This window comes from Planctomycetota bacterium (assembly GCA_038746835.1).
In the GTDB taxonomy this organism is placed as follows: Bacteria; Planctomycetota; Phycisphaerae; order Tepidisphaerales; family Tepidisphaeraceae; genus JBCDKH01.
The window spans coordinates 14,175-38,102 of sequence record JBCDKH010000003.1 but is presented as its reverse complement, the minus strand read 5'-3'; the positions used below and the strand labels follow the sequence as shown (position 1 = coordinate 38,102).

Below are 23,928 nucleotides of genomic sequence, written 5' to 3'. Positions count from 1 at the left end.
CGCGTCGCTTGCTGGAGTACGGTTCAGCGTGAGCACGGACCCACGCGTCGCGATAACTGGTGGAGGAATCACAGCACTGACCGCCGCCGCCGAACTAGCGAGGCGGGGGCACCGCGTCGATGTCTTCGATAAGGCCCGCGGGCCGGGCGGGCGGACCAGCGTCCGCCGGGCGGAGGTCGCGGGAAGGCCGATCGTCTTCAACCACGGCTGCGCGGTCTTCGAAGCGACCGATCCTGAATTCCGCAATGCCGTCGAGGCATGGAAGCAAGCCGGCGTCGCGACGGCCTTCGCTGGCCGGGCGGTGCTCATCGACGGCGATGGCGTCACCGAGGATCCGACGCGGTTCGTCACCGGCACGCCGGCCATCAACGCCATCGCCAAACACCTCGCGGCCACGCCCGGCGTGACGTTTCATCCGAAACACCACGTCACCGAGGCCGGCTCGGGCCGGCTGGCGTTCCAGGATCAGCCTGCGATCGACGGCTTCGACGCGATCGTTCTCACGTGCCCAGCACCGCAAGTCCCGGCCATTGTCGGCGAAGCCCATCCGGACCTTGCTGCCAAGGTCGAGTCGGTCACGATGCGGCCGACGTGGGCGGCGATGGTCGCGTGGGAATCCGACGAAGCCGACTTCGGCCTTGCTCACGTGCGACGCGGTCCGATCGAGCGACTGATCCGCGCGGGCGATGGTGCGTGGGCTGTGCATCTGACGCACGACTTCAGCGAGCAATTTCTCGAAGCGCGGCCGGAGGAGATCGCGGCCGAGGCAGCGCGACACGTTGCCGCGGTCCTCGGCATGACCCAGCCGCCCGCGCATCGTGTGGCCCATCGGTGGCGCTTTGTCACCACGCCGACGCCGGTGGGCATGCCTTGTCTTTCTGAGGAAAACGGCCGATTTGTAGTAGCAGGCGACTGGTTGCTCGGGGACGGCGTCGAGGCGGCCTGGCGCAGCGGCACGGCCGGGGCGACGCGGGTCGCAGAAGCGCTAAGTTGAGCAGCACAGCAGCCGATTGCCCGTTCCGCACGAGGCGGCAACGCACGTACAACGGCCGATGTGTGGTGGTGGCGACTCGACGCCGTCACCGCCTGAACCGCTTCGCTTTCATGATCATGAACTACATCACCACCACGCTCGTCGCCGCCGCTGCGGTCATCGGTCTGACGTCCGCCGCGTCCGCCCAGTTCCAGGAGCAGGACATCGAGCTCCGCCTGAGCGGCAACTCGCAGACCGACGTCGAGTTCGACAGCACGCAGCTCGACCTCACCGCCAGCGTCGGCTACTTCTTCGCCGACCAGATCGAAGGCGGCGTCCGACAGAACGTCCGCTACAACGACATCGGCGTCAACGCACTCGACGGAAGCACCGCGGTCTTTGCCAACTACCACTTCGGCGAGGTCGGCTCCGAGCTGCAGCCATTCGTCGGTGCCAGCTTCGGCTACAACTACGGCGACTCGGTTACCGACACCTTCTTCGCCGGTCCTGAGGGCGGCGTGAAGTACTTCCTGGCCGAGAGCTGGTTCCTCTTCGGGCAGGTCGAGTACCAGTTCTTCTTCGAAGACGACGAGGCCGCTGACGATGCGATCGATGACGGCACGTTCATCTTCAGCCTGGGTCTGGGCGTCATCCTCGAATAGTCGAGCCGCCACGGTCCTCATTACCGTTTGAACTCGAGCACGCCACGCATGGACTTCCACGTGCGTGGCGTGCTTTTCGACATGGACGGCACGCTGACGCGGCCGACGCTGGACTTCGACGCGATCCGCCGCGACATCGGCCTGCCGCCGGGCCGGGCGATTCTGGAGGCGATGGACGAGCTCTCGCCGGCGGATCGTGCCGAGGCGGAGCGGGTTCTACACCGGCACGAGCAGGCCGACGCCGAGGCGAGCGAGCTCGACCCGGCGTGTCACGACGTGCTCCAAGAGCTCGGCCGACGCGGTTTGCCGTTCGCGGTCATCACGCGCAACAGCCGAATGGTCGTCGAGACCGTCTGGCGCGTGCACGGACTACCGCCGTGTCCGACGATTGCCCGCGACGACGGCTTGCCGTTCAAGCCCGATCCGACGCCGCTCCACATCGCTGCCGAACGCATCGGCCGCCGGTGTTCGGAGTGCTTGATGGTCGGCGACAGCGTCTTCGACATTGCCGCCGGCAACGCGGCCGGCTGCGTGTCGGTCTGGATCAGTCACGGCGACGATCGCCCGTTCGACGATGAACCGGCCGTGACCATTTCCTCGCTGGGTGAGCTGCTGCGTCACCTGTGACCGCGACTGGCCCGATCACCGAATCCAACACTCGCATCACGGGATGACCACCACGTCGCCCGCAGCGAGCGTGTCCGGCTGGAGGCGTGGGTTGGAGTCGAGCAGTTCGCGCCAACGGCCGCCGTGCCCGAGGTATTCTCGGGCGATGCCGAAGAGCGTTTCGCCAGGCGCGACGACGTGTCGTGTCGGCTGACGATGACCGACGACAATGGTCTGCGTCGGGACGGGCTTGGTGAAGTCGAACTGCGGCGTCGCCGTGTCGCCGACGGCCAGGACGTCGAAGTGACCCGGCGTCGCCGTTTCAGATTCGGCCGTTGGTGACTCGGGCTCGGGCAACGCGACCTGGCTCGGCGGCCGGATCGTGGCGCAGCCGGCGACGACGATCGTGAGCAGAAGTCCGGTGCCGGGCACGCTGTGCATGTCCGACAACGTCGGCCCACGCGTTCGACAGCCAGCAGAGCCAGCCCTTTACCGGACGACCTCGAAACCCTCGGCCTCCTTGCGGGCTTTCCTGGCAGCGATGAACGACTGGACCGCGATAATCACGTAGCCGCCGCAGAGAACGAGCATTCCGACAACGCTCACGATCGCCAGGGCGGACGCCTTACCCGGCAAGACGCGGGCGAAGATCGGAGGCATCGTTGCGAGTGCTCCAAGCAATCCCAGCAAAACGGCGAGATGCATTGCGATCATCCGAGGCTTCGGTCCGAGCAACGCGATGACCCCGCAGACTCCGATCGCAACACCGGGCACGAGTGGAATCAGAGCCGATCTGGTCGGGGAGTCAGCGAGTGCCTTCGTGAAGCTCTGCCCGTGATCGAGGCCTTCTTGCACATCGCCGAAACCGCCGCCGAACACGAAGCCGAGCAGCCCAAGAAGGATCAAGAGGACGCCGGCGACAATCGTCGTGCGTGGCATGTTCTGCGTCATGCACGCACGTTAGCGCGACGGTGAATCACGCAGTGGGACAGATCAGCCGTGCAAATGATGAAAACCGCGGGCTTTGAGCCAGCGGCTTGGGTGATGGTTTGAGACTCGACGACGGTGATCCTGCGAGAGGATCGGAAGGTCACCGACGGGCGGGGACGTTCTGATAGTCGTAGAAGGTCTTGATGTTCCGCGTGTAGTACCCGCCGGCGCGGCTGCGGACGGCGTTGAGGACGACGCCCAGGTGCTCGACGTTCAGGCTCGCCAGCGAGTCACGCAGTCGGCCGAGCAGGCCACGCGTGCTGCTGCGGGCGCGAACGACGCTGATGACGCCGTCGACCTGCGGGGCCAATGCACCGGTCTCACTGGTGAAGAGGATCGGGCCCGAGTCGAAGACGACGACGTCGTACTGCTCGTAGGCGTGGTCGATGACGTCGAGGAAGCCGTTGCCCTCGATGAGCTCCGTCGCCGCCGACTTGTCGGGCTTGGGCCCGGCCGGGAGGACGTGGAGGTTCGGCACGTTTTCGACGGTGGCAACGCATTCGTCGAAGCGATCGGGGTCGACCAGTGCAGTCGAGAAGCCGACCTCGTTGTCGAGGCCGAAGACCTCGTGCAGTGCAGACCGGCGGAAGTTGGCATCGATGAGGAGCACGCTCCGGCCGTTGAGCGCCAGACCCGCGGCGAGGTTGCACGCGACCGTCGTCTTGCCGTCACCCGGCTGCGGGCTGGTGACGAGGATGGAGCGTGTGGTCTCCAGCGGAGCAACGTGCGCCAGACGCGAGCGGACCATGCGGTACTGCTCGGCCGTCATCGAGTGCGGGCTGTGGGCGATGGCCAGCGAGAGCGGGTTGCCGTCGCTGGTGGCTTCGGGGTCGTCGCTCTCGTCTGGGATGGTGCCCAGGACCGTCATGTCGCCACCGCGGACGACGTCGCGTGGGCTCTTGACGGTGGTGTCGAGGACCTCGCGAAGGAACGCGAGGCCGACGACGCTGCCGACGCCCAGGAGCATGCAGAAGGCGACGGTGAGCGGCAGTCGCGGGAAGTCCGGGCTGGTCGGCGGGACCGGTTGGACGTACCACTGCAACTGCTGCTGCGGGCGGACGAAGCTTTGGCGTTCGAGCAGCGACAGGCGCGTGCGGTTCGCTTCGAGTTCGGCCGACTTGGCCATGCGATCCTGCGTCAGCAGGCTCAGTTCGGCGGCATCGCGTTCGAGCTGCTTGAGGCGACTGTCGAAACGCTCGATCTCGACGTTGGCCTGCTCTGCCTGCTCTTCGAAGAGTTCGAGTTGGGTTTGGAGCTGAGCGATCAGCCCGTCGCGCGCTCGTGCACGCGCGTCAGCCTCGGTGTCGGCTCGGAGGTTGGTCAGGGCATCGAGCTGCTCACGCAACGCTTCGATGAAGGTGTGCCCTTCGCCGAGCTTCTGCTCATTGATGGCCAGAAGCTGTCGAATGTTGTCGATCTGAGCTTCGAGGCGAAGGAGCTTCGGATCCTGGGCGACCTGGGCGTTGACCATCGGTGGGTCGTTGCCGCGCGAGATCGCGTCTTGGGCGCTTTCGAGTGCCTGACGGAACTCGGCAGCCGAGGCCTCCGCCTCGCCGCGGGCTCGGATGAGCTGGCCGAGCTCGCCCTGGACGACGGTGCGGGTGGCCGCCATGTCGTCGGCCCCGCCGCCGTCAGTGCGGACCGCGCGGATCTGACGATCGATGTCGTCGAGCCGTTCCTGCCGCTGACCAATGAGCCTGCCGAGTTCGCGGATCTCGAGGTCGAGGTCGCGGCTAGAAAGTTCTTCGACCTCACGCATGCGCGTGTTGGTGATGACGCGGAGGATGTTGGTGGCATCCTGAGCGTTGTCCGCCTCGAAGCTGACATTGATGAGTCGGCTCCCCTTGAGCGGTGACGCGTTGAAGTTCTCAAGCATCTTCTCGACGGCAATCTGCGAGTTGATGGTCGAAGCTTCGTCCATGCCAGCTTCCTTGCGAAGCCAGCTGCTGTTGCGGACCTCGCTGTTGTCCTCGAGGACCTCCATGAGAAGCTCGGGGTTCTTCAGGCCAGCGACCTGCGTCTGGAGCAGAACCTCCAGGTTCTCGCGAGCAACGGGTCGCACGCTCTCGCCGCGGCCAGTGATGTCGAACGGTACTTCCGGCGGAGCGAGCAGCTGTCCCTGAGCCTTGTAGCTCACGTGCTCCTTCAGGAGCCACTGGTTCAGCCCGAAACCCGCGACACCGCTCAGAATGCCGGCGAGGACGATCCAGATGAGGTTCTCACGCAGCACCCGCGCGACGTCATTGCCCGTGAGGCCGCCCGATCCCGATCCGCCGGCGCTGGCGGGCATGGTGACGGGCGTGGACAGGACGGGCATGCTCGGCAGTGCGGGGAGCGACGTGCCGTTGGCACTGTCGTGGCCGTTGGCGTGCCCGTTGGTGCCGCGATGCCGACCGCGTGCGGGGCCTTGCTCGTGTCGGACCGTTTGCGGAAGCGTGGTCATGGGTCGGGTCGAAGGGTCAAAAGGCAACCGGCATCCGGTCCGGCAAGGGGCGTGTGGCTGAAGAGGCGTTCTATCCGTTTGCCAAGGTCAGTCTGAAAGCAAGGTGTTAAGACGCTATCGGGTGCTACCAAAAAGGTCAGTCGCCGATTACTCGACGCCCTCCTGGGCTGCTGCGGCGTCGGCTTCGTTCTCCATTTCGCGAATGAGGTCGCGGACTTCGTTCAGCAACTGCTCGTCGCCGGGACGACGCTCTTCGGCGTTGTCGAGGCGGCGGGTGACAAAGTCGAGGCCGACGCGGGCGCTCTCGATCGCGTCGCTCAGATTGCCGTCGGCGCGGAGGGCCCTGGCGAGGTGGACGTAGACCTCCGGGAACGCGTTGCCGTCGCGTTCGGCGTTGTCGCGTGCTGTGCGGAGCAGGCGGATCGCTTCGTCGAGGCCGGCATCGTCGCCGGTGGTCATGGCGAGCTTGGCCCGTGCCCAGCCGACGGTGTCGATCACGCTCGGCGACGCGACGCCACCACGGCGACGAGCTTCATTGCGCGCCGTGGCCAGGGCGACGTCGCCGCGTTCGACGGCCTGACGCAGCAGACGCTCCTTGCCCATGTCGCTCTCTTCCGACGCATCGGCAAGCAGCGTGAGCGTGTAGGCAAGATTGTTGTTGACCGCGACGTTGTCCGGGGCGAGTTCCAACGCCCGCCGGAACGCCGATGCGGCATCATCGATCTGCGGCGGCGTGTTGGTCAGGTAGAGCGTGCCTTCCTGCTGACTCAGCAAAATCTCGGTCGAATCCCTGATCTCTTGTCCCTCGTCGGCGAAGACTTGCCGGACCTTGCGGATGAAGCCGAGCGCCCTGTCGTTCTCGTTGGCCTGGATGTAGATCCGAGCGGCGATCATCGCGGCCGACATCGTCGCCTGCGCGTCGCTCTGATCGCCTTCGACGCGATCTCGGACGAGTGCGTATGCCGAGTCTGGGTCGATGCGCTTGGCCATCTCCAGCAGGACGACATCGGCCTGGCCGGGGGCTGTGGCCGCGGCGGTGTTGAACGCGCGGATGTACGCGTCACGGGCCTCGGTTCGGCGGCCGTCGCGGGCGAATGCCTCGGCCCGACGCACCTGAAGCCAGTGCGGCTCTTCGGCACCGTTGGCGGTGACACGAGACGACCAGAAGTCGATCTCGCGAATCGCCTCGCTGATGCGACCTGAACGCAAGAGCAAGTCGAGGTAGGCGTTGAGGAAGTTTGGAATGTTCGCCGCCCGGAGCTCCTGTGCCGTCGGCGAGGCGTTGCCAGCCAGGGCGCGACGTGCGTCGACCGACGCCTCGACCGAACGTCGGCCGTAGGTGACGGCGTCGGTGGCGCGGTTGCGGTCCATCTCCATCCGGGCACGCGCGATCAGCAGTGTCGGCGAACCCGCAACAGCGGTCGCCTCGGCCGCTCGGAAGTAGCGATCGGCGGCGGCGTAGTCGGGCGGGCTCTTGGCCAGCTGCATCTGGATCAACGCCAGACGTGCGTTCAGGTCGGCATCGTCGACTTCCAGAAGACGCAGGTACGCGTCTTCGGCAGCGTCGCGTTCGCCGAGCTGCTGGTAGACGCGAGCAAGGTTGCGGTACGCGTCCAGGTTGGTCGGTCGAAGCTCCGCGGCACGCTCGAGTTGGTCGCGAGCGCCTTCAAGGTCGGGCGGATTGAGCTGACCCAGGGCAACGCCCAGCAGGTAGATCGTGCCGCCGTCATCGGGCCGAATGCGATCGGCGCGTTCCAAGAGCTCGACGGCCCGCTCGGCGTTGCCGCGATTGAGCTCGGCGAACGCTGCCGCGAGCAGCGGTCCGGGTTGAACGTCGTCGCCAGAGACGGCATCGGCGAGGCGTTCGAAGAGACGATCCTGCTCCTCGCCGGTCGCCTGCGTCGCCTGCTGGGCGAGCATCGCGACCAGACGCTGCTGGACCTGTGGCACGTCTTCGAAGCCGACGAGCACCGAGGCGGCTTCTTCGTTCTGACCACCGCGAGTGAGCAGCTGCGACAACGCCAGCAGCATGAACGCACGCTGCTCGCGCGGCGCGTCGGCGGAAAGCCGACCCAGGTGACGACGCACAACGATAATGGCCGACTGAAGGTCGTCGACGTTCGCGTAGTAGGTCGCGGCGGCACCGACAGCCGACGCGTCGTCGATGAGCGTCTCCTCGAAGCTGGGCGTCATGACACGCTGGACGGCCTCGCGGACGCGATCCTGAATGCCTTCGTCCTCGGCAAGCCGTCCCACTCGGGCGAGCTGGGCGAGGAAGCGTCCGTCGTCGGGGAACTTCTCCAGGCCTTGAAGTGCCGTGTCGACCGTTGCCCGAACGCGTTCTGCACGGAGGGCGGCGTCATCGCCGCGGACGGCGTTTTCGACGGCGGCGGCTTGGGCGGCGGCGAGACGCTGCCAGGCGGTGGCGTCTTCCGGGTTCTCTTCGACCGCACGACGACGATCGGCAAGCACCGGTTCGGCGTCGCCGTAGCGGAGCGTGAGGGTCTCGTCCAGCTGGCGAAGGCGCGGATCCCGCGGCCGCTGGACGAGGCCCTGCTGGATCACCGATTGAGCATCGTCGGCTCGGCCGGCTGCTTCGAAGGCGGTGGCGGCTTCGATGATCGCACGGACGTCGGTCGGTGCGAGCGAGAGCGCCTGGCGGGCTGCGTCTGCGGCACCGGCATTGTCGCCGACGCGACGCAGCACTTCGCTGAGTGCCATCTGTGCCTCGGCCATGCGCGGGAACCGGTTGGCGAGTGCCTTAACCTGACGCGTCGCTTCGTCGAGATCGCCCTCGGCAACCTGAATGCGGACGCGGTAGAGATCGCCGCCAGCACCGTCGGCACCACGTCGGCCGAGATCTTCTGCAACAGCGGTGGCCTTGACGGTCGCGTCGTTTCGTAGCAAGAGGTCGAAGACGGCCTCATCAATGGCGTTGCGCTGTTCGGTCGTCGCGTCGTCGGCGACGAGCGTGCGTGCCTCTTCCGCGAGGGCGATCGCCTCCTGCGGTTGGCCGTCGCGCTCGGCGACCTGGGCCTCGTAGAGCTTGCGTTGGGCGGGGTCCTCGATCGTGTCGAGCACGTCCGCGGAGCCCGGCGTCAGAGCGACCTCCAATGCCTTGAAGAGCTCGTTGTCCGGGAACTGCCGCACCACTTCGAGTGCGGCTTCGCGCTGGTTCGTGCGGAGGTAAAGCTGGGCGAGGACCTGCGCGATCCGCTCGTCTTCGGGCGCTTCGGCAAAGACCTGCTCGGTCAGCCGAACCGCAGTGTCCGTCTCGTTGGCACGCAGGGCGGCGTCGATCTTGATGCGACGCTCGCGGTCGGTGCTCTCGGGAAGCTGGGCCACCGCGGCGGCGCGATCTTCCTGCGGCGTGAGCAGCACCTCGGCCGCCTCAAGTCTGGCAACCAGGTCTGGGGTGAGCGACGGCTTGATCGGCTCGAGTCGGGTCAGGATATCTCGAGCGCGCCCGAGTTCGCCCGAGAGCCGGTAGAGCTCCATCAGGCGAATGCCGTCGTTGACATTGCCCTGAAGGTTGAAGGCACGGGCGAGGTACTCGGTTTCCGAACCGGCCTGCCCTGCTTCGCGGTTGACGTCGGCAAGGAGCCGCAGCAGCGTCACCTGCTCGGTGCGAGTGAACGGCGAGTCGATCTGTTCCAGGTCACGCAGGCCGCTCTCGAGCGTGTCCATGCCCGCAAACGTGTCGCCGCGGGCGATCTGCAACAGCCCTTCGATTTTGTCGACCGCGAACGAGCGGTTGAGCGACAGCAGGTCGGCCTTCTCGGAATAGTCGGAGAACCCGCGCTCGGCGATCTCCAGCAACTCACGCTGCTCACTGGCCGAAGAGTTGTTGGCTTGACGCTTGGAGCGACGCTCGTCCATCGCGGCATCGGCGAGGTAGAGCCCGACGTACGCCCGCTGAAGACGGGCCGTGGCGCCGGCAAAGCCGAACAGCTCGGGCAGCGGCTCATCCGCCTTGGCGGCGACGGCCTGGAGGATCTCGCGTGCCTCCTGGAACTTTCCGCGGTCGCGGAGCAGGTCGGCGTAGACGTTGATCGCCCGAACGTCCCAAGGACGGGCTTCGGCGACGCGATCGAGCACGGCCTCGGCCTCGTCGAGCTCGTTCTGGCGTCGAAGGGCTTCCACAAGCGAAAAGTGGGCGCGGACGTAGCTCGTCGAGTTGACTGAATCGCCTTCCAACAGCCGATCGACGGCCGCTCGGAACTGTGCGACCGCCTGCTCGCGAGGGGCCTGGGACGCGGCCCGGCCGGCCTCTCGGGCGATGACAGGGTCCGGAACATCGCCGGCATCGCGTGCGGCCTGGGCGATGGCGAGCTGGGCCTGGCGATCACGAAGCCCGCCGAGGGCGTCGTACATCTGACCGGCGGCGATGAGCACTTCAGCCGCATCGGTGGGCTCGCCCTCACGTGGCGTGAAGTCGGCTTCGACAGACGCGACCGCAGCCTCCGTGAGGGACTCGGCCTCGATGAGAATCTCGTCGATCACCTCGTCAGCAGTCAGACCGGAAAGACGCCGGGACAGGTCGACACGCAGTGACGAGAGCGCCGCGCCGTTGACGGGCTGATTCCGAATGACCCCGGCCAGTGCGGCTCGGGCCTCTTCGATCTCGTCTTCGGTGATGCCTTCGCTGGGCACGTTCGCCAAATCGAGCGAGGTGGCGTGGAAGTAGACGATCGCTTCGGAGTCGGTCGGGTCGATTTCGAGCAGGCGTTCAGCGGCCTCGCGGACGAAGCGCGTCGGACCGGTGACGCGACGCGTCAGGAAGCCGGGCGCGGTGGAGTAGTGACGAATCAGTCGACGCTGGACGTCGGCGTCGTCGGGGTTGTCGGTGACGAGCTGGCCCAGGATCTGGCCCATCTGCTCGAGGTTCTGGTCGCCGGCTTCCGGATCGACGGTGAGCCGGCCGAGGTTCTCGACGACCTTCAGGCCGTAGTCGGAGTCGCGTGTCGATCGGTAGGCCCGGCCCCACTGTCCTGCTGCTTTGCGGAACTCGCCTTCGGCCTCGAACGCGGTTGCGCGGCTGACTGCGCGGTCGGGGTTGTCGAGGTAGTAGTTGACGCCCAGAAACAGCCCGAGTGCCGCCACAGCGATGGCGGCGGTGAGGGCGATGAGCAGGTTGGTGTTGAGCCTTTTGCGGGCCATGGGCTGCGTTGGGTGGCGGTCGAGGGGCGCTTGAAAATGGCAGGTCGCCGATGTGGTGATTCGGCGGCCTGGATGAGGAGCTTAACCGGCTGCTGCCGTCGCTCCATTGTCGGCTGAGGCGGTCTTGCCGATGACGGCGTCCCAGTCGGGCAGGATCGCCTCGACCTCGGGCAACGCCTCCGTCAGGAAGTCGGTCATGTCCTGCATCGCCCGTTCCTCGGCCGCGGTCCCTTCGCCCCCGAAGGTGCCGATCTCGATCTTGGCGAAGTAGGCGTGGGTTTCGAACAGGTTCTGCAGACGCTTGCGGACGCCGGTGATGGCGTCGTGCTCGTAGTCGCCGTTGACGTGGAAGAAGTAGGCGACGCGATTCACTGGCCGGGCACCGCCGACGGCGTTGCTGCGGTCCTGGAACGCGCTGTAGCTGACGGGGAGACCCTCGTCGGTGTCGATGCCCGTCGCAGGGACGGCGAGCATGCGCGTGTCCCGTGCGATCATGTCGAAGCCCGCGCCGAGCATGCAGCGATCGGGAATGTGCGGCACCGTGTCGACGCTGCCCGTGTAGTACGCGACGTGCAGGTACATGCCGTTGCTGCCCGACTTCTCGGCGGCGCTCATGGCCAGGCGACGCATGAGGTCGTCGCTCTTGGTCTCGGCGTTCTCATACTCCTCGACCAGCGCAGGGTCGGCCTGACGCAGGTCGATGTACTGCCGGTGGACGTACAGCTCAGTGCCGAGCTCGTCGACGACCTCTTGGGGCATCTTGTGGTCGGCGATCATGACCCACGGGCCCATCCGCGTCGGAATGCCGAAGATCGACTCGCGTGGCTGCACAGCTTCCTTGCGGAAGTTGAGCTTCAGCGTCGGCACGGCCGCATTGAGCCCGACGGCAGCGACGGCGAGGATCGCACCGACGGCCGCCAGCGCGCGCCAACGTTGGCTCCGCTTAACGGCGGGATCGTTGGTGGGCGTGTCAGGCGAGCGGTACTCGGGGGTGAAGGCGGTCACATTTTCTCCTTGATGATCAGCATTCGTCTCAGGCAGGAGCCGGAGTCGTCGCGGGCGTCGAGGGCTCGTCTTCGTCCTCGTCGACTTCGACGAACAGGTTGTCGACGACCCACACCACACCCAACAGCAGGAAAAAGGCCGGGATCAGCATGACCAGCCCGGCGAAGTAGTGGGCGAAGCCGCTGGAAAAGTCCTCGCTGACATAGACGTCGAGCAGGCCCTGGCCGCTGACGCGGGCGACGTTCATCAGAATCGCGATCGGCACGGCACTGGCGACGATGAGCAGCCGCTGCCACATCGGACGCTGGCCGAACAGGAACGCGATCGCCCCGCCGGCGGTGAGGAACGTCATCAGCGACCTCATGCCCGCGCACGCCTCGGCCACGTTGAGCACCCGCTCGCCGCCGGCGCGTTCGATGATGATCTTGGTGCCCTCGACGTAGGTGTCGACCTGGGCGATGTTCATCACGACGACTGCAACCTTGGCAGCCAGGAACTGCAGCGGCAGCGCCACCTTGCTGTAGACCAATCCCGGCCAGGGCAAGGCGAAGACCAGGAAGGCGATCGGGAACCAGGCGTACTTCATGACGCCCCAACCGGCCAGCGTCAGAACGGCCCCGAAGGTCGCCAGGACCATGCCGAGGTCCTTGAGGTAGTCGTTCTGGCCCGGCCAGATGCCATAGCCGCTGAGGAGGACGCCGGCGATGAGGCATCCCAGGCCCCAGTCGAGCAGCAGTGCGAGCAGGCCGAGGAAGGCGGTGGCGAAGAAGAGCGGGCCGAGGTAGCCGGCGAGGTTGGAGCCGACGGTCGACTCCAGCACGCCTGTCTGGGCGAGCACTTGTCCGGAGATGCCCGTGAGCAGGAACGCGAGACCGCCCGTGAGTCGAACGATCCCGAAGCGTGCCGCTCCGACGTTGGCCAGCGTGACGATCGCTTCGACGAGCGCGAGTCCGATGAACACACCCGCCGCGGGAAGCAGGAACGGCTGCAGTTCGACCAAGCCCCCCGCCGCTCGCGAGAAGAGCCACGTCGCCGAGCACAGGAAGCCCAGCGCCACCCCGCCGCCGAGCAGCAGCGGAACGCGCGTCGTCGGCATCACCGGCTCACTTTTCGTGGCCCGCAGACCTTCACGATTGAGCCACAGGTAGCCGAGCCCGATGATCGGGACGAGGACGGAGTGCGACCAATTGTCGGCGGCCTGGCCGTAGATCGGATTGGTCTTGTCCCACAGGCGATCCAGGTTTCGCCAATAGAGCAGGACCATCAGGGCGAAGACGACGCCGATGCACGTCCAGGCGGTCTGGGTAATGCCCAGCCACGGGTCGCGCGGCTCGTCCGTCGCCGGTTTGGCGTCCGTCGAATAGGCCAGTCGAGGTGAAGGCGTCGTAGACATGTCTCCCGCGGCACGAGGGCTCGCCCGATCGTCGGTCGCATCAAGGGCCACCCGTCCGACGTCGGCAAGTCGCAGCCGACAGACGATCCGAGAGGCCAAGGCGGCCGAGTTGTCGGACGTCCGGAGACTCCTCCGGAACAAGAGCCTACCACGTCCCTGCGGTGTGGCTACCGATAACTTCCTGTTGGACGTGTCAAGCCCAACAGCGGTTCGCGCCAGGTCAGGCCGCCTTGGCGACCGGCTGGTGCACGTGCGGCTTGGCCTTGTCCACGATCGCAGCAAACGCGTCGGGATCGGCAATCGCGATCTCGCTGAGCATCTTGCGGTTCAGATCGATCCCAGCCGCCTGCAGGGCCGGAATGAACCGGCTGTAGCTGATGCCGAAGGGTCGCAGCGCCGCCGAGACCCGCGTGATCCAGAGCTGCCGGTAGAGGCGCTTCTTCTGCTTGCGGTGGGCGGTCGCGTACGCACCGGCGCGACGGACAGCGTCCTTGGCGGCGCGGTAGTTCTTGCTGCGTGGGCCGACGTAGCCGCGGGCCTGCTTCAGAATCCTCTTGCGTTTGCGGGCCTGCTTCGGACCGCCAGTGATGCGTGGCATGGTGGGTGGGAAAGGGGTTGCAGTGGGTCCAGAGGCTCATCGCGACGCGTCGTCGCGGGCTTGGCCGTGCCGGTCACGTGCCGGCAGCTTGGAGTTGTTCGTGGTCGCTCAGGCGTCCTTGGACATTGCCTTGGCTTCCTGGGCGGCCTTCATGCGGCGGACGTGGGCGGTGCGGACCGGGTTCTTGCCCGAAACGCCCATCGCGACGCGGAGCGGCTTGCTGTGGCCCTCGACAAGAACGTCCGGCCGGCACAGAGCCCGCATCTTGTCACCGCTGCGGCCACTGAGTAGGTGGCGGCGCTTGGTCCGCTGATGCTTGAGCTTGCCGGTGCCGGTCACCTTGAACCGCTGCTTGATGCTCTTGCGGGGCTTGTACTTGTAGGCCATCGGGTCGTTGGGTCAGAGTCAGGGCGCAGTGCGCCGGGCGGGGAGGGTAGGCGCGACCTCACCGCTATGGCGACTCTGCCAACGTCCGGAGCCGCTCGACTTCTTCCACCGGCAGCCGCTCGGGCTCGTCGGGAGCGAAGGCGTCGTTGAGCCGGAGGGTCTCGGCGATCTGCACTCGGCCCTCGTCGGTCGACTCGCCCAATGCCGCGGCCAGGCGCAGTCGGAAGGCGATCTCGGTCGGGTTCTTGGCGATGGTGGCACGCAGCCGGGCGATCTGCTCGTCGCGATCGCCCCGCCGCTCGGCCAGGCCGGCGAGGATGTTGTCGTACTTGGGCGACGTCAGACGGATCTCCGCCGCGTGCCGGAACGCGGCTTCGGCGAGGGAGGGCTCGTTCATCAGCAGCAACGCCCTGCCGCGACGATCGTGATAGTGGTCGTTCGGCAATGGCGAGGCATCGGCGGCGTCGGCGTAGGTCTGCTGAGCCAGGTCCAGATCGCCTTGTCGGACCAGCGTGTCCGCCCGCAACGCCAGCCGCTCGGCTTGCACCATCGGCACGACGAACCCGCCGACAAAGACGCCCGTCGCGACCACGGCGAGGCCGAAGCTTGTCCACACTAGTCGGCGCGACCCGACAGCCCGGCGTGTCCCAAGCAGCACGCCGGTGACCAGCGCAACGCCAAACAGCACCGCCGGCGAGAAGGCGACGACGGCAACCATCGACTGCACGAGCAGCATCGCCAGCATCGCCAATCCCGCCGCACACGCCGCCGGGGCAGGTGAGGTGTCCGCCTCTTCGAGTTCGGCCGACCGTGCGACCACGAGCAGCGTTCCCGCGACGACGGCCAACGCGACGACGATGCCCTGCAGCACCTCGAGTCCGACGAAACCGACGTCCGCAGTGAAGTCGATCGTCGCGACCACCGGGACCAGCGACGCGAGGGCTGCGGGCACGACGACCGAGCGCGGAGAGACCGACGACGCCGAAGCGGAAGCTTCGGGTTCTGAGGGTCCCGAATCCCCCGAACCCGAAGCTTCCGCTTCGGCGTCATGTGCTGGTCGGGCAAGGCTCCAAGCAATCAGGATCAGCGTTGCCAACCCGAGCGCCAACCCGACCAGACCCAATTCCGACAGCAAACGCAGTGGCAGGTTGTGCGGGTCCCGAACCTCCTCCGCCGCGCTGGGCACGCGGTGGAGCAGGTACGCGTCGCTGAAGCTGGAGAACCCGACGCCCAGCAGCGGATGGTCGCCGGTGACGCCTAGTGCTCCGAGCCAGTAGTAGAGCCGGAACTGCAGCGACACGTGCGGCATCGAGCCCGTCGCGAGCCCGTAGCCGAGCAGGCCGACGAAACCGAGCAGCACCAGCCCGACGATGCCGACGCCGGTCCACCTCGGCAGCTTGCTCCGAAGGACCCACGCGAGCGCCAACACGCCGAGGACGAGCACGAACGCTGCGATTGCCGCCCGGGCCTGGGTCCGCAGCATGAGGTACGTCGCCGCCGGCAGGACGAGAACGACGAGCGTCGCCAGCTTCGTCGGGTTCTTCTGGATCGCGACGCCCGCCCCGACGGCGGCGAGCGCGGTGCCCAGGCCGACGAGGATCCACGCAGTCGACTGGCCCGTCCGTTCGCCGACGCCCGCGATGATGCAGCCGAAGAACACGAGCCCGACGACGATGCCGAAGTGGCGCCACGTCGGGCAATCGGATCGCAGCGACGACCAGGCCAGCCCGATCGCGACCAGCATCAGGGATGCGATCGCCCCGGCGTAGCTGTTGATCGAGGCGTTGAAGCCCGCGTACTCGCCCCGCCGCAATCGGCCCAGAAACTGCTCTGCCGCAAAGCTGCCGGGCTCGATGTTCTGGCCACGCAGGATGCCGGCGGTGTCTTCTTCGACCTGCCGCAGCGTCTCGGGCAGCTCGATCGCCAGGAAGAAGAGCCCGCCGATGACGTTGGCGGCGAGCACGCCGACGGCCAGGCCGAAGGCCAGTCGCAGGTCAACCCAGCCGCGCGTCGTCGCCGCGATCGCCCAGGCCAACGCTGCCGCCGCGATCCACGTCGAACCCTCGACGGCCGCGGCGAACGGATCGTCGGCCCAGAGCAGACTCGCAAAGCTCCAGAGCGACAGACCCATCAGAAACGCGAGTCCGCCAAACATCGCCGGCCGGTACGTCGCGTCGATCGCCCGCCGCAGCAGCACGAGCAACAGTGGCAACAGGCACAGCGCGTCGAGGATCACCCGGACGCCGGGACCGCGGAAGTCCGTCGGCAACGGCTCGCCGGGCGGGAGCGGCATCGGGATGAACGTGTCCCGCAGGTACAGCAACGTCATCGCCCGACCCGCTGCCAGCGAGACCGCGAGCACAAACGCCACCCGCGTCAGCCAATCGAGGGCAGTCGGTGCACGCGTCACGGAGGAGCGACTCTACCCGGAACCCCTCCGTCATCCCGAGCGCAGCCGAGGGACCTCGCATCGGGACGCGTCTGCCGGGGCGGGTTCAGGCGAGGTCCTTCGACTCGCTGCGCTCGCTCAGGATGACGGAGTGGGCTCGCGTCCGCCACGTTCGAGAAGCAGGATGACGCCCAGGATCAGCAGCGTCTGGAGAAAGATCAGCCACGCGGCCAACGGACTCGTCACCAGCGGCAGCAAGAGCGCCGCCACGCCCGTCGCGGCGCTGACGAGCCAGATGCACAAGACGGCCGTTCGCTTGGTCATGCCGAGGCGAACCAGGCGATGGCTGAAATGGTTCGTGTCGCCGACGAACGGGCTCTTGCCGCGGCTCAGGCGGATCAGACTCACGACCGTCATGTCGTACAACGGCACGGCCAGCACGACCAGCGGCGCGAAGATGCCGTACCACCCGCCGCCCAGCGACGCAAAGTCGGCACCGGGTGCGACATAGGTCGTGCGGACCGTCATGACGCCGAGGACGAGGCCGACGAACAGCGAGCCGGAGTCGCCCATGAAGATGCGTGCCGGGCCGCCCCCCACCACGCGTGGCGGGAAGTTCCACCAGAGGAAGCCGACGCACGCCCCGACGAAGAGCGCCAGCGTCGCCGGGACGAAGACCTGGCCGGCGAGCATGCTGGTGAGCAGGAGGACCAGCCCCGAGATCGCCGCCACCCCGCCAGCCAGGCCGTCCATGTTGTCGAGGAAGTTAAGCGCGTTCGTCACGGCCGCGATCCAGAGCGTCGTGATGATCACGCTCGGCACGAGGCCCAGGACAGTCAGCAGCCGGACTTCCGGAAACGGCAGCACGAGCGCGACCGTCAGGCCGAGCTGGACGCCGAGCTTGACGAACGGCCCGAGTGCCCGGCGATCGTCGACGAGGCCCAGCAAGTACATGCCGAATCCGACGGCGAGGAAGGTGAGGAGAAGCGGAAGTTGGTCAACGACCCCACGCACGAGGTCTGGGTTCCACGACGTGTCAAGCGGCCCACGCATCAGAGGCGGCTCGCTGTATGGCACATCGAACCTCCACCATTGCCAGATGTCGTGCTGGAACCAGATCCAGCCGACGAACGCGACCCCGAGCACCATCGGCACCGCCACGCCGAGGAAGATGCCGGTGCCGCCGCCGAGGGGGCGGGCGTCGTCGTGAATCTTGCGGTGCCCGGGCTTGTCGACCAGCCCAATCTTTGGCGCGAACCCGATCATCGATCGCGTCGCGACCAGGCTCACGACGAGTCCCGTGACGAACAGGACGCTCAGGATCGCAACCAGAAGTCCGGGGGACACGCACCCGACGCTAGCTCCCGTGCGTGGATCGTCCGTCGGTCACCACGAAGCCGTGGGTAGAGTGAAGCGTCACCCCGGGTCTGGTTCGGAGCACCGAGGGCTTCGATCAACCGTCGTCGGACCCGGGGAGACGCTTCGCTCATCCCACGGCGTCGGAGGTGGTCGACTCCTACTCCTCGTCGAGCTGGAAGAGCTTCTCGACCGCGTGTCGGTAGGTCGCGTGGCGCTCCGGGTCGGGCATGGAGCGGAGGCTGGAGACCGGGCCGTGGAGCAGCTTGTTGACGAGCCGACGGGCCAGCTCCTCGCTGGCGTCGGCGATCTTCGCTTGGTCTTCGGCGGAGAGGCCGTCGGGGAGCTTGCGGTTGAATCGCTGGACCTCGTCCTGAGCGGCGTCGTTGGCCTGGTCGTAGAGGCGATCGATCAGCGGGCCGAGCTTTTGGCCGTTCTGCCAGGCGACGAACCGCTCGACGTGCTTCTCGACCATCCGCTCGGCGATGCTCAGCTCGTCACGACGCCCGCCGGCCGCAATCTCGGCGGCGGCCTGGAGGTCGTCGAGGTCGTACAGGTGCACGTCGTCCAACTTCGACACCGCCGGGTCGACGTCTCTCGGCAAGGCGAGGTCGATCACGAACAGCGGCTGGCCTTCACGTGCCCGCATCGCCGCCCGGACCACCGGCTCGCCGACGATCGGACGCGGGCTGCCAGTGCCGCAGACGACGAGGTCTGCCTCGGCCAGGCGGATCGGCAGCATGTCGAGGCTCCCGCCGTCACCGCCGAAGTCGGCTGCGAAGCGCGTCGCCTTTTCCTGGTTTCGCCCGATCACAGCCACGCTGGCCGGCCTGCCCGACGGTGGTCGGCTGTGGAAGTGCCGCAGGAGCAGGCGGTTCATCTTGCCCGTGCCGACGCACAACAGCTTCTTGCCGCCGAGTTTGCCCAGGACGTCTTCGGCGTGGGTCGCGGCCGTCTCTGCGACGCCGTTGCGGACTGCGGTCAGGCCGGCTTCGGCGCGGACTTCCTTGCCGACTTTGATCGCCCGTTGGAACAGACCGTGCATCGTCCGAGCAGCGGTTCCCGCGTCCCGGGCCGCGTCGTACGCCCGGCGAACCTGGCCGAGGATCTGCGCTTCGCCTGGCACCATCGAATCGAGCGACGACGCGACGCGGAACAAATGGCCGACGGCCTTGGTCCCTTCGAGCTCGAAGAGTTCGTCCGTCTCGACCTCAAGCCCGTTGAGCAACGCCTCGCGTGCATCGGCGGCATCGCCGGCGACGTAGGCCTCGACGCGATTGCAGGTACTCAGAAGGACGACCTCGTCGCACTTTGCCGCAGACAAAGCTGTTGCGAGGCGTTGTGCGAGTGCCGAACGCGACACCGCGAGACGCTCTCGCGTCTCCAGGCCACAGGTTCTGTAGTGAACGCCGGCGACCGTCAGCGGCACGCGCACCCCTCTCGAAGGGCCGCCCCTCGTGATCGCATGTGTTGGTCGTGCACCCACTGCATGTGCAGACGAGTCTATTCGGCCGGATGATCGTCATTGCGACAGAAATGAACACCCACCGCGGCACACTGCCACACCGCAGGAGTCGGGCACGCTGCGTGTTCAGAGGAATGCGTCGACCAAACGCTGGCTCGGCGTCGTGGCGGCCAAGCCGTAACGAGCGGCGGCCTGGGCATGATCCAGAAGCTCGGGCACAGGCGGAGCCTCGACGGGGCGATTCCAGACTTGTTCGCGGAGCAACAGCTGCCACGGTGCCGGCATCGGACCTGGCAGCGGGGCCACAGCGGGTCCGATCGGCGTCTCGGGCGAAACGACGAGCGGCTGGTTGTCGTGGAGGTAGACGACGTTGGTCTCTTGGATGGTGCGCGTCGCGTCTGGGCCGTCGTTGATCGCGCTGGGATGACTCGGGTGGTCCGGACCGTCGGCGTCCGCGGGATGGGTCTTGTCCGGATGGAATGGCTCCGGCTTGGCAATCGCATCCCGGATCAAGCGCACCAATGCCAGATCCGAAGCGGCAACGAGGACTGGAGCAACGGCAGCCAGCGTCATGCCACACGGGCCTCAACGCCCGTGCGTCGCGCTGAAAACGCCCTTGAGGACGCGGAAATGGGGTTGTTCGGGTCCGACTGGGCGGGTCGGTGCCTGCGGGCAACACCGCGATGCACAGCGGACGCAACGTGGCACCCTCCGGCACCGAATGCTGCAACTTCACTTCAGCCGAACCATGATGTCTGTAGCGTCGAACTATTCTTCGAAGGAGGGCTGGTGTGAAACGTCGCGTGCGACCGATGACGCAATTGGCCAACGTTGGGCCTTGGGCGTCACAAGCGGGAAGCAGCGTGCTCGCGAAAGAAAAACTCAAGTCTCGCGCGACGCGAACCCGATAAACAAACCACCGCCACATTGCATTGACAGGTACCTTGGACGCTGTATGATAAGCTGGGCAAGATAAAGGGGCTCCACCGGCGGCAGCTGGCAGTTGAAGCCCGAACGGCGCATTTTCTCCCCTCCGGAAGACACCGACCCTCGCGGGCGGTGTCTTCTTTTGGTAGCTGCTCTTTCGAACTCAACGTGCGTCACATCTCCGACGCGCCGCGGTGATCGCGGCGACGTGGCCGTCGACCATGGTCGCGACGGAAAGCCGCTTGTCGACATCGGCAAACGCCTGCTTGCCCAAACGGTCGGCCAGCGACGGGTCTGACAGCAGCTGACCAGTTTTGTTGGCGAGGTCGGCGACGTCGTGGCGTCGGTACAGCAGGCCCGTCATGTCGTGGCGAACGTTCCGCCCTTCCGGGGCGTGGGCGGCGACTTCGTCGTGGGTGATGACGGGTCGGCCGTTGGCCATCGCGTCGACGACGGCGAGTCCCGCCTCTTCGGGCAACACGACGGCCGACGACGCCGCAAACCAGAGCGCGAGTTCCGCGTCGTCGTACACGGCCCCCGGCATGATGACCGCCCCACCGAGGCCGAGTCGGGTGAGGTCGCTTGCGACGACGTCCGCCCAGCCTGCTCCGACGAGCCCGACACGGAGATCTGGGTGTTCGCTCGCCCGCAGCGTCGCCGCGGCTTCCAGCAGGAGGTCGGCCCGTCGGTCGGGCATCGCCCGGCTGACCAAGAGGACCATCGGATCGTCACCGATGCCGATGCGCTGCCGGAACGCGGTGACGTCGTTCGCCGTGAGCGACGCCGCCCGCTGTTGCACGTCGGCCACGTCGATCGTGTTGCGCGCGACGAAGACCCGATCGGCGTCGAAGCCGCGTTCGATCAATCGCTCGGCTGCCCAGTCGTCGTAGACGACAACGGTGTCCGCCAGCTTGCCGACGCGGTCGCGAATCCGCTGTTTCGCAGGCGACTCGTTCTTGCCGAAGCCGTGCCCCCAGAGGACGGTCGCGATGCCGTTTCGGCGCGCCCGCAGAATGGCCGGGACGAGCGTGGCGTACTGGACGTCCCACAGCAGCATCAACACGCGATCGCGGCTCGGATGATCGCTTTTTTTCGCCAGATGCCACTGCGTTGGCTGGTAGCTGATCGTCCTCGGCCCGACCTTCAGACGTCGAATCGATGCCGGCGACGTGGCGAAACCGTCAGGCTCGACGTTGGGCAGGTCCGGATCACTCGCGAACCAGACGTGCACGTCGATATTCGGCCGGCGGGCGAGTTCGCGAAACGGGGCGACGCGGTACTTGGCGAGCGTTGGCTGGACGAGGTCGACCCGCAGCGGGCGTTCGGGAGCCGGTGCCGACATCGTTAAGGCATAGGCATCGCCCGCCGACGTATGCGAGGTTGTCCAAACCCGCTGCGTACGTTTTGCCGTCGATGTCCACTCGCGCCGACAAGCCGATCGTCGTCAACGCGCTGTGCGTGGGCAGCGGCGGCAACGCGACGCTCGCCAAGGCTCTGCCGACAGAGTTTGCGAGACTCGGCAGGCGGACGACGCTGCTCCTGACCAAGGACAAGGAGTTGCACGTCGAGGTCGCCGATCATTTCGCCGGCCGAGACGACATCGACCTCTACTGGGCACCGGCCGCAACGGCGGAGCGATTCAAGCGGCTCGCGTGGGAGCGACGGACGTTGCCCGACTGGCTTCGTGAGCGAGATGCCCTGGCTCTCCTGCAGCTCAACGGAATGGCCGTCCGTGGGCTCGAGTGGCCGACGCTGGCGCACTTGGGCGACCCGTGGTCGTACATGCCGGCCGCCTACACGGCGATGAAGCACCACGTGATCGCGTTTGTGCGGCGTCGGGCGCATCGCATCGCTGTCCGACGGGCAGAGCGGTCGTCGCACATCACGATGTCGTTCACGAGCCACTTCCTCCGCGACCTCATCGCTCACCACCACGGGCCGAGCGCGAAGTCGATGCCGGTCTTCTACAACGGCCTGCCGGACCATCTCGTCGATGTCGACCTGAGCGATGACGTCCCGCTCACTGCGCGCGAGCCGATGATCCTGACCGTCAGCAACGTCAGTCCGTACAAGCGGCAGGAGATGATCATCCGCGCCCTGCCGCTGCTGCCCGACTCGATCGACGGCCAGCCGCTGCGATACCACATCGTCGGTTACTGCAGCTCGGACTATCGCGCGTCGCTGGAACGCCTTATTCGTGAGTTGAAGCTCGAAGATCGCGTCGTGCTCGAGGGACGGGTGGGCGACGAGCGTTTGGCCGAGGCCTACCGGACGGCACGGGTGATGGCGTTCCTGAGCGTGTGCGAGTCGTTCGGCATTCCGATCGTTGAGGCTCAGAGTCGCGGCACGCCGGTCGTCGTCAGCAACGAGGCCGCCCTGCCCGAGGTTGCGGGCGACGGAGCCATCATCGCCGACGCCGGCACGCCCGAGGCGGCGGCGGCGGCGATTCGGAAGGCGTTCGATGCCGACGCGTCTTTGATCGCCCGCGGCCGGGAGAACATCAAGCGATTCCGCTGGCACGACACCGCCAAGGGCATGGTCGCCGAGATGGACCGCCTGCACGCGGCGTTTGTCGTGTGACCGCTCACCACTGCTCTGGTGCCACGGCATTCTTGCAGTGGTCGGATCAGAGCACTGCAACGATGCAGTGGCACCAGAGCCGCGACCTACGACACGCTCAAATCGAGCACCGGAGCGGGGGTCGCGACGTCGGCCTCGTCGAAGGCGGCGACGCAGTTGTTGTCGCTCATCAATGCGGCATCGCCGGGACGGAACATCTGCCACTGGCGCTCTGCGTCTTTGCCCACCCAGCCGGCGACGTGATAACCGACGTCGGCCAAGAGTGACAGGGACTCTTCCGCCCGGTCCTTGCCGTGCATGGCGAGGATCAGTCGCGGCTTGTGCGTTGCGAACGTCTCGCGTCCGCCAGCGAGCACCAGGTGCTCGGCCCCTTCGGTGTCGACCTTCATCAGTGATGGCGGCGGCAAGTCGGGCGCCTCGGCGAGCAGCGTGTCGAGACGCCGTTCTGTGACGGTTTCGACCAGAGGAGCCAGACCGCGGACGGCGCGGGACTCGCTCGCCGCACCGCCGGTGACGCGGCTCAGGGCGGCCGAGCCGTCGGACTGGTCGTCGGTCTGCAATTCCGCGTCGCCGTCCTGATCGCTCAGGGCGAGGTCGTGGATGTCGAAGTCGCCCTGTCGCTTGGCGAGCTCGCGGTTCTTTCGCAGGATTGTCAGGTTCGCCGCCATCGGCTCGAAGGCGACAAGCTTGCGGATCGGCAGGTTCGCGAGGGACCACCGTGCGTAGTAGCCGATGTTGGCCCCGACGTCGTAAAAGACGTCACCTTCGCGGGCCATGTGCTGGAACAGGCCGAGCGTCAGGCCGTGCCCTTCGAAGCAGCGGTCGCTCATGAGCCAGTGATGTCGACGCAGGCCAAAGGCGAGCGTGCCGTCGACGTGCGGGACGACGCGCGTCACCGTGCGATCGGGCATCCGCTGGACGAGGCCACGCACGAGCGATCGCGGCAGGATGCGCTTGATGAGCGCACGAGCTTTGAGGTAAGTCCCGGCCAAGG

At 66.8% G+C, this 23,928-nt stretch carries 18 protein-coding genes; 4 read left to right on the top strand and 14 right to left on the bottom strand.

The window, feature by feature from the left end; translation table 11 throughout:
* Window positions 1-28: 28 nt before the first annotated feature.
* From AAGI46_00850 to AAGI46_00840, 3 genes are all read left to right on the top strand, one after another.
* Complete coding sequence (locus tag AAGI46_00850; GenBank protein MEM1010747.1) at window positions 29-994, top strand: FAD-dependent oxidoreductase; 966 nt, start codon at window positions 29-31, stop codon at window positions 992-994.
* A 116-nt stretch (window positions 995-1,110) separates the two neighbouring features.
* Window positions 1,111-1,635 (top strand): OmpA family protein, encoded by a 525-nt coding sequence (locus AAGI46_00845; GenBank protein ID MEM1010746.1) that lies wholly within the window; start codon window positions 1,111-1,113, stop codon window positions 1,633-1,635.
* 48 nt (window positions 1,636-1,683) lie between these two features.
* Window positions 1,684-2,262 (top strand): HAD family hydrolase, encoded by a 579-nt coding sequence (locus AAGI46_00840; GenBank protein MEM1010745.1) that lies wholly within the window; start codon window positions 1,684-1,686, stop codon window positions 2,260-2,262.
* A gap of 36 nt (window positions 2,263-2,298) precedes the next feature.
* Here the strand turns inward: AAGI46_00840 and AAGI46_00835 are convergent, their stop codons facing one another.
* The 13 genes from AAGI46_00835 to AAGI46_00775 all read right to left on the bottom strand — a co-directional run bounded on the left by AAGI46_00835 (window position 2,299) and on the right by AAGI46_00775 (window position 21,696).
* Window positions 2,299-2,682 (bottom strand): LysM domain-containing protein, encoded by a 384-nt coding sequence (locus AAGI46_00835; protein ID MEM1010744.1) that lies wholly within the window; start codon window positions 2,680-2,682, stop codon window positions 2,299-2,301.
* A 48-nt stretch (window positions 2,683-2,730) separates the two neighbouring features.
* On the bottom strand, window positions 2,731-3,192 hold the full coding sequence (locus tag AAGI46_00830) for a hypothetical protein (protein ID MEM1010743.1): 462 nt from the start codon (window positions 3,190-3,192) through the stop codon (window positions 2,731-2,733).
* 139 nt (window positions 3,193-3,331) lie between these two features.
* Window positions 3,332-5,674, bottom strand: a complete 2,343-nt coding sequence (locus tag AAGI46_00825; protein MEM1010742.1) for an AAA family ATPase — start codon at window positions 5,672-5,674, stop codon at window positions 3,332-3,334.
* Window positions 5,675-5,821: 147 nt separating this feature from the next.
* Complete coding sequence (locus AAGI46_00820) at window positions 5,822-10,834, bottom strand: tetratricopeptide repeat protein (GenBank protein MEM1010741.1); 5,013 nt, start codon at window positions 10,832-10,834, stop codon at window positions 5,822-5,824.
* Window positions 10,835-10,915: 81 nt separating this feature from the next.
* Window positions 10,916-11,839 (bottom strand): hypothetical protein, encoded by a 924-nt coding sequence (locus tag AAGI46_00815; GenBank protein ID MEM1010740.1) that lies wholly within the window; start codon window positions 11,837-11,839, stop codon window positions 10,916-10,918.
* A 28-nt stretch (window positions 11,840-11,867) separates the two neighbouring features.
* Window positions 11,868-13,232, bottom strand: coding sequence for an exosortase/archaeosortase family protein (locus tag AAGI46_00810; GenBank protein ID MEM1010739.1), 1,365 nt, complete (start codon window positions 13,230-13,232; stop codon window positions 11,868-11,870).
* 220 nt (window positions 13,233-13,452) lie between these two features.
* Window positions 13,453-13,830, bottom strand: a complete 378-nt coding sequence (gene rplT / locus AAGI46_00805; GenBank protein MEM1010738.1) for a 50S ribosomal protein L20 — start codon at window positions 13,828-13,830, stop codon at window positions 13,453-13,455.
* 108 nt (window positions 13,831-13,938) lie between these two features.
* The gene (locus AAGI46_00800) at window positions 13,939-14,217 is read right to left on the bottom strand and encodes a bL35 family ribosomal protein (GenBank protein ID MEM1010737.1); all 279 of its coding nucleotides are present in this window, start codon (window positions 14,215-14,217) and stop codon (window positions 13,939-13,941) included.
* A gap of 64 nt (window positions 14,218-14,281) precedes the next feature.
* Window positions 14,282-16,627 carry an O-antigen ligase family protein gene (locus AAGI46_00795; protein ID MEM1010736.1) on the bottom strand — a complete coding sequence of 782 codons (2,346 nt, stop codon included), beginning with the start codon at window positions 16,625-16,627 and terminating at the stop codon, window positions 14,282-14,284.
* Between the two features lie 117 nt (window positions 16,628-16,744).
* On the bottom strand, window positions 16,745-17,953 hold the full coding sequence (locus tag AAGI46_00790; GenBank protein MEM1010735.1) for an MraY family glycosyltransferase: 1,209 nt from the start codon (window positions 17,951-17,953) through the stop codon (window positions 16,745-16,747).
* 169 nt (window positions 17,954-18,122) lie between these two features.
* Window positions 18,123-19,391, bottom strand: coding sequence for a glutamyl-tRNA reductase (gene hemA, locus AAGI46_00785; protein MEM1010734.1), 1,269 nt, complete (start codon window positions 19,389-19,391; stop codon window positions 18,123-18,125).
* Between the two features lie 162 nt (window positions 19,392-19,553).
* A complete protein-coding gene (locus tag AAGI46_00780; protein ID MEM1010733.1) occupies window positions 19,554-20,000 on the bottom strand; it encodes a hypothetical protein in 447 nt (148 codons plus the stop codon).
* Between the two features lie 517 nt (window positions 20,001-20,517).
* Window positions 20,518-21,696 (bottom strand): glycosyltransferase family 4 protein, encoded by a 1,179-nt coding sequence (locus AAGI46_00775; GenBank protein MEM1010732.1) that lies wholly within the window; start codon window positions 21,694-21,696, stop codon window positions 20,518-20,520.
* Between the two features lie 71 nt (window positions 21,697-21,767).
* Between AAGI46_00775 and AAGI46_00770 the strand changes: the two genes are divergently transcribed.
* Window positions 21,768-22,934 (top strand): glycosyltransferase, encoded by a 1,167-nt coding sequence (locus AAGI46_00770; GenBank protein ID MEM1010731.1) that lies wholly within the window; start codon window positions 21,768-21,770, stop codon window positions 22,932-22,934.
* An 86-nt stretch (window positions 22,935-23,020) separates the two neighbouring features.
* On the opposite strand, the gene AAGI46_00765 is transcribed toward AAGI46_00770, so the two are convergent.
* Window positions 23,021-23,926: an FkbM family methyltransferase gene (locus tag AAGI46_00765; GenBank protein ID MEM1010730.1), complete on the bottom strand. Its 906-nt coding sequence runs from the start codon at window positions 23,924-23,926 to the stop codon at window positions 23,021-23,023.
* Between the last annotated feature and the right edge of the window lie 2 nt (window positions 23,927-23,928).

Excerpts from the sequence above, each read along its gene's own strand:
- AAGI46_00820 (MEM1010741.1), bottom strand. The coding sequence starts at position 10,834 with ATGGCCCGCAAAAGGCTCAACACCAACCTGCTCATCGCCCTCACCGCC.
- AAGI46_00845 (MEM1010746.1), top strand. The coding sequence starts at position 1,111 with ATGAACTACATCACCACCACGCTCGTCGCCGCCGCTGCGGTCATCGGT.
- AAGI46_00810 (MEM1010739.1), bottom strand. The coding sequence starts at position 13,232 with ATGTCTACGACGCCTTCACCTCGACTGGCCTATTCGACGGACGCCAAA.
- AAGI46_00775 (MEM1010732.1), bottom strand. The coding sequence starts at position 21,696 with ATGTCGGCACCGGCTCCCGAACGCCCGCTGCGGGTCGACCTCGTCCAG.
- AAGI46_00835 (MEM1010744.1), bottom strand. The coding sequence starts at position 2,682 with ATGCACAGCGTGCCCGGCACCGGACTTCTGCTCACGATCGTCGTCGCC.
- AAGI46_00840 (MEM1010745.1), top strand. The coding sequence starts at position 1,684 with ATGGACTTCCACGTGCGTGGCGTGCTTTTCGACATGGACGGCACGCTG.
- AAGI46_00770 (MEM1010731.1), top strand. The coding sequence starts at position 21,768 with ATGTCCACTCGCGCCGACAAGCCGATCGTCGTCAACGCGCTGTGCGTG.
- AAGI46_00830 (MEM1010743.1), bottom strand. The coding sequence starts at position 3,192 with ATGACGCAGAACATGCCACGCACGACGATTGTCGCCGGCGTCCTCTTG.
- AAGI46_00800 (MEM1010737.1), bottom strand. The coding sequence starts at position 14,217 with ATGGCCTACAAGTACAAGCCCCGCAAGAGCATCAAGCAGCGGTTCAAG.
- AAGI46_00780 (MEM1010733.1), bottom strand. The coding sequence starts at position 20,000 with ATGACGCTGGCTGCCGTTGCTCCAGTCCTCGTTGCCGCTTCGGATCTG.
- rplT (MEM1010738.1), bottom strand. The coding sequence starts at position 13,830 with ATGCCACGCATCACTGGCGGTCCGAAGCAGGCCCGCAAACGCAAGAGG.
- AAGI46_00825 (MEM1010742.1), bottom strand. The coding sequence starts at position 5,674 with ATGACCACGCTTCCGCAAACGGTCCGACACGAGCAAGGCCCCGCACGC.